Below are 7,387 nucleotides of genomic sequence, written 5' to 3'. Positions count from 1 at the left end.
ATCAAGCAATCCGGCGAAATGTCTCGAATAGCCTTTGAGATCGCGGCAACATCCATGCCCATCCCCGTCACAGGCGAGGCGTGTAGGATCGTCGCAACCGTCACGTCAGGCGTCATTTGCGCGGCATAATCCGCCGCTGTGACCAACCCGGTTTCGTCATCATGGACGACGTTCACATAGTCCAGCCCTGCAATATCTGCCCAACGCCGTGCCGCACTTCGCGTGGCGGGATGCTCAATCGACGACCCAATGATCTTGCTGCCTTTGGCGGCACTCAAACAGGCCGTGCGGATCATTCGGAACAACAACTCGGTGCCGCTTTCCCCCGCAAAAAACTGCCCTGATGTGGCATTCATCAAAACAGCAACGTCCTCTTTGGCTTTGTTTATGATCTGCTGTGTTCCCTGACCGGCCGGATTGATCCGCCCCGGATTGTCGGGAATTGCCGCAAAAAACGCCGAGGTTTCGACGACAGATTTCAGCGTCAGCGCCCCGCCCGCATTTTCAAAGAAGATCCGTTCACCTTGGAACGGGCAGCTCTCAACATGGGCGAACCGATCGCGGATCGCAGCTATCAACGCGGGATTATCTTGGATCATGGACGCGTCCTGTCTTTCTACCGTTCACAACACGAAGAGTGTACGGCACTGATAAAGGACTACAAGATACTAAGCTTGGCACGCGTTCGAAGTGCTTAAACGGCCCACGTCTAATTGGGCCTTCGCACTAACTACATTTTGCAAAGCTTGAAGACCTAAAAATCCTAGAAAGCAAATCGCTGGCTTGCGTTGACTGATGGTAACGCTCCCATATAGTTTCCGCAGAACCGAGAAAAACCCATTCGGCACCTCCGAGACGCGATATCCGCACTCATTATTTTCCAAATGCATTGGTGGATGTGATTTGCGGACGACCTAGGGCCATTCAATGGGTGATCCGCAAAGGACAACGTTATGACAAAAATCGCATGGATCGGCCTGGATTGGGGGACGTCAAATCTGCGCGCTTTCGCGGTCGACAAAGCAGGCGAGATAGTCGAGGAAAAAACCTCTGACCGTGGAATGGGGTGCCTAGAGCCGCACCAATTTGAACCAACGATGATGGAACTTATCGACAGCTGGCTTGTTGACGGCAAGCAATGTCAACGGCGGCGTAAAAACCTGCCAATGGGGCGGAGAAAAAGTAGGCCATTTTTTTTGGCGCGCCTTGGAGCTTGCGGCCCTTAAATAGCAAGCATGTTCCAAGGCGCATTGGCCGTCAGGCCAGTAGTTTTGTGACTATTGTTTGCTGGTCTTCATTCGTGCGCGGCTTTGGTTCAGGCGATAGCTTTCGCCATTCATTTCCAGGATGTTCACGTGGTGGGTCAGCCTGTCGAGCAGTGCGCCGGTCAGACGTTCTGTCCCAAAGGTCTCCGTCCATTCTTCGAACGGGAGGTTCGATGTGATCAGGGTTGAAGCGCGCTCGTAGCGCTGAGAGATCAGCTCGAACAGCAATTCAGCCCCGGTTTTGCTCAGCGGCACGAACCCCAACTCGTCAATGATCAGCAGTTTGACCTTGGCCAATTGCCTTTGCAATCGCATCAGGCGCTTCTCATCTCTGGCTTCCATCAATTCATGCACGAGAGAGGCGGCAGTGACGAAGCTGACCGGTATACCCTTCTGGCAGGCGGCGAGACCCAGCCCGAGGGCGACATGGGTTTTGCCAGTACCTGACGGGCCAAGGGCAATGACGTTCTCTTTACGCTCGATCCATTCACAGCGAGCCAGCTCCAGCACCATCATCTTGTTCAGGCTGGGGATGGCCTTGAAGTCAAAGCTGTCCAGGCTTTTGACGGCCGGGAACTTGGCCGACTTGATCCGGCGCTCAACCATGCGCCGCTCGCGGTCGATCAATTCCAACTCAGTCAACCGGGCTAGATAGCGCACATGATCCACACCTTCGGAGGCGCAGATGCGCGCCTGCTTGTCGTGCTCACGCAGGAACGTGGGCAGGCGCAGGATTTTGAGATGATGGGCCAGTAACAGTTCAGGTGCGTCAGTCATACCTCACCACCTGCCAGCAGGCTCATGTAGGATGAAGCGGAGGTCGTGGCGATATTGGTTCTAGGCAAGAACGGGTAAACATCCAGATCCAGTCTCGGTGGTCGCCTTTCAACGCGACACAGCAACAGGTGTTTGATGGCATCAAAGCTGACCGCGCGCATCTGCAATGCGTCTTTGACTGCCAGATGTAAAACCTCCAGTTCAAAGCGTTCCAGTAGCCGTAGCACCTGAACATATTCTCGCTTTCCAGCCTTGCCCTGCCGGGCTTCCAACAATCGCCCAAGGGTTTGGAACGCGTCAGGCAAATCCCAGCCGTGCAATGGTGCCGCCTGATCAAAGGACATGATCTTGCGTTCGATGAGAGGTAGGTAGTGTATCGGATCAAACACCATGTCACCCGTGTCATAAGAGCGGGGGTGGTCTGCGATGATCTCAGCCCCGCAGCCGATCACGACACGATCCACGAAGCCTTTGATCCAGACCTCGCGATGACCATACGCAACAGGCACAGAGTAGTCATTGCCGCGGTAGCGCACGACGGATGTCGACGTCACCTGACCGCTTTGCAGATCACAGGCTTCAAAGGGCGCGGCAGACAATGGGCGCATAGCCGCAAGATCAGCGCGCAGTCGATCACCGATGCTGATCTTGTGACCACGCAGAATGTCGACCTGCCGTTTGCGGCATTGCTCTTCAAGATAGTCATTGAACGCATCCCAGTCAGCAAAGCGCGGGATCGGCACCATAAAGTTGCGCCGCGCATAGCCGACCAAACCCTCAACTTTGCCTTTATCGTTCCCCTTTCCGGGGCGACCGTAACGATCCCCAATTACATAGTGCGACAGCATCGCACTAAACCGCTGCGTCCGATTGCGGGTGCCATCCGGCATGATCTTCGCCACCAGGCAGCGGTCATTATCGTATAGAACAGAACGCGGCACTGCACCGAAGAAGGCAAAGGCATGCACATGTCCATCAAGCCAAGCTTCGGTGTTCGCGGCGGGATAAGCGCGGATGTAACATGCATCGCTGTGCGGGAGATCAAGGGCAAAGAAGTAGGCCTTCTGCTCAACCCCGCCAATTACAACCAACGCTTCGCCAAAGTCAGCTTGACCATGCCCTGGAGGATGGCTCAGCGGCACAAACATCTCCCGCGAGTCGCGCTTTTGCGCTCGTACATAGTCTTTGACAATCGTGTACCCGCCGTCAAATCGGCATTCATCGCGCAATCGTTCGAATATCTTCTTGGCTGTATGGCGTTGTTTGCGAGGGCGGATCTTGTCTTCTGCCAACCAGATATCAATCTGGGCCACGTAAGGATCAAGCTTGGGCCGCTTGATTGGTGCAGTGCGCCGATACCCTGGCGGTTCCGAGTACGCCAACATCTTCGCAACACTGTCCCGGCTGATCCCAAAATCACGAGAAATCTGACGACCACTCAAACCTTCTTCGAAATGAGCGTGACGAACCTTCAAATACAATTCCACGGTGAATATCCCCAGGCCCTCCCATCAAATGAAAGGGCAAAAGTGGCCGACTTTTACGCCGCCCGCGACAACACAACGCCGCCGCTACCGTGGCCGAGTATTGCTCCGCCGTTCACAGGCGAGGATGGAATGGCGTGAGCGATTTGCTTCAGCAAATCCGAACAGAATGAAAACCTCGGATCAAAGCACGTGACGGGAATGCGCTCGTGGCAGGGACAGCGGGCCACGGGCGCCAACGCCACTCCAACGTTTCAAGGATGTGCTTCGTTTTTGAATCTCGACCCAGGTCAGCTGATCAACACCAACCCGCGCGCGGGCCACGATCGTAGGGCCGTGCCAGCCCTTCGTTGACCAGGACCTTCCCGAGATCCACGCCGCGAATATAGATCGAGGCGAGACCTCGCCCGTATTTGTCTTTGCCAGGAAGGATCACAAAGTCCACGACCTGGGCCAGCTCAATGAGCTCACGGGCACGGGCCGTGGCCGCCTGCCCGAGTGCGCGCTCATACTCGCATTTCGGTCGCCAAGTTTCTGGCGTGTCATATCCAACCAGACGATAGTTGTGGCCTGCGACTTTCGCGGTGTCGCCATCGACCATGTAGATCTCGCGCGATGGAAACGGCTCTGCCGAGGCACTACCAAAAACAACCATAGCGAGAATGCAGGTAGAAGCGAATTTGCGAATGGACATGATCAACACCAATTCGCCAGGCGGCCACGAGTGGTAGGTTGCGCCAAACCTTCCTTGATCAGAATTGTACTGATGTCCTGGCCTCGAACGTACACTGCCGCCATGTCATTTCCGTATGTATCGCGCCCGTCAAGTTTGACAAAATCCGAGGCGCTTGTTTGCTCGATGAGTTCCTCAACCCGATTAGCAGCTCTCTCTGCCAAGGCAATTTGAAACGCGCACCCTGCCCCGTTTTTGTCTGGTGATGTGTGGTTCGCGAAGCGGTACAATTGTTTTTCGAATTCGATAGTATTGGCATCCACAACGTGAATCCGACCGGGCTTTGTTTGACCAGCGTAGGCAAGCATGCCAGCTACCAACACGACCACGGCGCCAAAGACTATCGCGCTGAGAATTGGATAACGCAGTTTCATAGTGCCACCTCCAATCAGTGTGAAAGCAGCGGACCGAGACCGACTTTTGGCAGTAGAACCACGGCCCTTGGGCTTAACCATTACACCTAGAAAACACGCACAATGGTCGCACCACGACCACATTGTTGCCATTCGGGAAATCCATACTCTCCGCGTTGACGTCAGATGCATCCCAAACAATGCAAGGTCGACAAACTGGAGATCCCTCCAAATCGTGGGCACTGCAACTCTTTCAACATTTCCCCAAATGTCCTGGTAGTGTCCACACCCTTCCAACTTAATCAAACCTTGCCACCATACAAACAGACAGGCCTACGTGAGCGCGAACCTGCTGGGCCCCAATATACAAGGCGTGATCTTCTGTGCCTGTCTCGCCATTGCCGGCCCATGAGATCTGGTCTGTCAAAGCAAAAAGGAACTTTCTGAAAATGTTTTTCGCAAATTGGATGATAAATTACTTAAAATTAACGCCAGTTAACCAAAATTAAATCTCCAAATTGCAATTTACGCTGAACTAAAATTGCTACTGTCTCGAAGGCTCATCCTCGATAGACAGCTTTGCGAGTTAAAAAAGTGAACATTACTTGGGGAACAAACAAATATGCCCACATATACAGTTGAGGCATTTCGGTGGTCCGGAACGGGTTACAATGGTACCTACAATACGTCCTATCAAGCGACGTTTACGGATGACGACGGTGCCTATCAGGGTAGCGGCGACAGCAATGAACAGGTTCAGATCGACAACGGAAGTGTGAATGGCACGTCCAGTCAGCCCTATAAAATTGCCGTCTCTTTCACCGATACCAGCGGCAATTCCCATGTCGAGGATTTCAACTTTTTCTACACATCGGATGGCGGCTGGTATTTCGTTCCAGAGCCGGGTTCCGAATTCACTGTCGGCGCCACTTTGGGCAGCTACCAGAGCCATTCTGTCGGCTGGAGCTATGACGATGTGGTCTGTTTTGTGTCAGGCACGTTGATCGATACTCCCAATGGTCAACGCCCGGTCGAAAGCCTGTCGGTTGGCGATCTTGTGACCTGCCAGGACGGAAGTGCTAAGCCGTTGACCCAGGTTGTGACCCGCCAGTTCCGCAAGGCGCAACTGCGGCGCAACGAGAAACTTCGCCCGGTGCGTATCACTGCCGGATCATTGGGTCTTGGCGTGCCGACACGGGACCTCTTGGTGTCGCGACAGCACCGTATGGTCACAAAATCTCAGATCTCAAAACGCATCTATGGGGCAGAAGAGACTTTGGTTTCGGCGATCCGCCTAACGGAATTGCCCGGCATCTATGTCGAAGCTGACCCGATGCATGTGACCTATTATCACCTGGGATTTGAAGCCCATGAGGTGGTCTTTGCCGAAGGCGCGCCTGCGGAAAGCCTGTTGCAAGGGGATGAGGCCTATCTGGATGACTGCCCAGAGGCGCGCGAAGAGCTGATGTGGCTCTTGCCTGACTCTCAGATCATACCAAAGCTCGTCACCCCGACATTGGCGATCCCCTCTGGCAAAACGCAGAACACGATTGTCTCCAAACACCTCAGCAAGGGCCGTGCGTTGCGTGGCTAAGGGGCTGCGGCCAGCACCTCTACTTCGACTTTGAATTCGGCTCGGGTGAACCCCGACACGATCAAAAGTGTCGACGCCGGTGGGCGCGCCACGTCCTGCATGAAAAGATCTCGGGCCTGCATGTAGCCCGCCATATGCGCCCGGTCGGTGACATAGGCTTTGATATGCGCCACGTCGTTTGGCACCATATTCCCGGCCGCCAAAATCGCGCGGATATTGTCAAAGCAGATCATCGCCTGATCAAAGGCTGAGTCTGGGATATGATCTTCTGAATCAATGCCCAATTGGCCCGAGTTCTGAACCACGCGCCAGCCTGCTGGTATTTCAATGCCATGGGCATAGCGGGCAAATGGCGGGCGCAGATCAGGCGGTGTGAGAGCTTTCATCGCATTTCCTTTGGCTCAAAAGACCCTTGCGTCCTCGCTTGGTTTTTGCAACCCTTGCGGCATATCTCTGGCACGGATTTTCCAAGGGCCACGCAAACCACTTCGTCATGGAGGACGATATGTTTCAGCGTGTGCACCACAGTGCTGCTCCTGTTTTCGATGCCACCCCGACCGTCGGGGTTTGCTCATGAGCATTCAAGGCTATTGGTCGGATCAAAAGGCCTCGACATTTCGCAACCTGCCTGAGGGTCTGATTGCCGTTTTGCCCATTGGGGCCACCGAACAGCATGGGCCGCACTTGCCGGTATCGGTCGATACAGATCTGGTCGAGGCGGTGGTGTCGCGCGCACTGACTGGCCTTGCGCCCGACCAAAACGTGCTCATCCTCCCCAGTCTCAGCATCACAAAATCTGGCGAACATGACCGCCACCCCGGCACGCTCAGCCTGACTGCGGAGACCCTTATGGCGACGCTGCGCGACATTGGGGCTTCTGTTGCGCGCGCCGGTGTCTCGCGGTTGGTGCTGTTTAACGGACATGGGGGAAATACTGCGGTCCTGGACGTCATCGCACGCGATTTGCGGATTCAAGATGATCTGATCGTTGCCACGTGCAGCTGGTTTGGCTTTGCGGAGTATGACGGAGTGATCGCCCCCGAGGCTCTTGCCTATGACCTGCACGCAGGCGACAGCGAAACCTCACCGATGCTGGCGGTTAAACCAGAGCTTGTGGACATGGGGCTGGCCCAAGACTTTGTGCCCGCAATGAACGGCTGGGAAGCTGAGTTTGAATTTGT

The 7,387-nt window shown here is 54.7% G+C and carries 9 protein-coding genes; 3 read left to right on the top strand and 6 right to left on the bottom strand.

Features of this window, described 5'->3' with window-relative positions:
- The coding region (locus ACEQWH_RS12645; RefSeq protein WP_370231416.1) for an aminotransferase class V-fold PLP-dependent enzyme at positions 1-599 on the bottom strand (599 nt) is incomplete at its 3' end.
- A 354-nt stretch (positions 600-953) separates the two neighbouring features.
- On the opposite strand from ACEQWH_RS12645, the gene ACEQWH_RS12640 reads away from it, so the two are divergent.
- Complete coding sequence (locus tag ACEQWH_RS12640) at positions 954-1,226, top strand: 2-dehydro-3-deoxygalactonokinase (protein ID WP_370231414.1); 273 nt, start codon at positions 954-956, stop codon at positions 1,224-1,226.
- 51 nt (positions 1,227-1,277) lie between these two features.
- Here the strand turns inward: ACEQWH_RS12640 and istB are convergent, their stop codons facing one another.
- From istB to ACEQWH_RS12620, 4 genes are all read right to left on the bottom strand, one after another.
- Positions 1,278-2,042: an IS21-like element helper ATPase IstB gene (gene istB / locus ACEQWH_RS12635; protein ID WP_370231412.1), complete on the bottom strand. Its 765-nt coding sequence runs from the start codon at positions 2,040-2,042 to the stop codon at positions 1,278-1,280.
- Complete coding sequence (gene istA, locus ACEQWH_RS12630) at positions 2,039-3,538, bottom strand: IS21 family transposase (protein ID WP_370231417.1); 1,500 nt, start codon at positions 3,536-3,538, stop codon at positions 2,039-2,041. Before istA ends, istB begins: the two co-directional genes overlap by 4 nt.
- Before the next feature lie 286 nt (positions 3,539-3,824).
- A complete protein-coding gene (locus ACEQWH_RS12625) occupies positions 3,825-4,220 on the bottom strand; it encodes a thermonuclease family protein (RefSeq protein WP_370231410.1) in 396 nt (131 codons plus the stop codon).
- Between the two features lie 2 nt (positions 4,221-4,222).
- Entirely contained in the window at positions 4,223-4,633 is a 411-nt protein-coding gene (locus tag ACEQWH_RS12620; protein WP_370231408.1) for a thermonuclease family protein, read from the bottom strand.
- Positions 4,634-5,234: 601 nt separating this feature from the next.
- Here ACEQWH_RS12620 and ACEQWH_RS12615 point away from each other — a divergent pair.
- The gene (locus tag ACEQWH_RS12615; protein WP_370231406.1) at positions 5,235-6,206 is read left to right on the top strand and encodes a Hint domain-containing protein; all 972 of its coding nucleotides are present in this window, start codon (positions 5,235-5,237) and stop codon (positions 6,204-6,206) included.
- On the opposite strand, the gene ACEQWH_RS12610 is transcribed toward ACEQWH_RS12615, so the two are convergent.
- A complete protein-coding gene (locus ACEQWH_RS12610; RefSeq protein ID WP_370231404.1) occupies positions 6,203-6,592 on the bottom strand; it encodes a RidA family protein in 390 nt (129 codons plus the stop codon). The two genes, ACEQWH_RS12615 and ACEQWH_RS12610, sit on opposite strands and share 4 nt — an antisense overlap.
- 187 nt (positions 6,593-6,779) lie before the next feature.
- On the opposite strand from ACEQWH_RS12610, the gene ACEQWH_RS12605 reads away from it, so the two are divergent.
- A partial coding sequence (locus ACEQWH_RS12605; protein WP_370231402.1) for a creatininase family protein occupies positions 6,780-7,387 on the top strand: 608 nt, incomplete at its 3' end.

This window comes from Cognatishimia sp. (genome assembly GCF_964229375.1).
Lineage (GTDB): Bacteria > Pseudomonadota > Alphaproteobacteria > Rhodobacterales > Rhodobacteraceae > Cognatishimia.
The sequence above is the reverse complement of the archived record's forward strand: the minus strand, read 5'-3'. Positions and strand labels throughout refer to the sequence as shown.

Coding starts and splice junctions, on each gene's coding strand:
- ACEQWH_RS12620 (WP_370231408.1), bottom strand. CDS start 4,633: ATGAAACTGCGTTATCCAATTCTCAGCGCGATAGTCTTTGGCGCCGTG.
- ACEQWH_RS12610 (WP_370231404.1), bottom strand. CDS start 6,592: ATGAAAGCTCTCACACCGCCTGATCTGCGCCCGCCATTTGCCCGCTAT.
- ACEQWH_RS12625 (WP_370231410.1), bottom strand. CDS start 4,220: ATGTCCATTCGCAAATTCGCTTCTACCTGCATTCTCGCTATGGTTGTT.
- ACEQWH_RS12615 (WP_370231406.1), top strand. CDS start 5,235: ATGCCCACATATACAGTTGAGGCATTTCGGTGGTCCGGAACGGGTTAC.
- istB (WP_370231412.1), bottom strand. CDS start 2,042: ATGACTGACGCACCTGAACTGTTACTGGCCCATCATCTCAAAATCCTG.
- ACEQWH_RS12640 (WP_370231414.1), top strand. CDS start 954: ATGACAAAAATCGCATGGATCGGCCTGGATTGGGGGACGTCAAATCTG.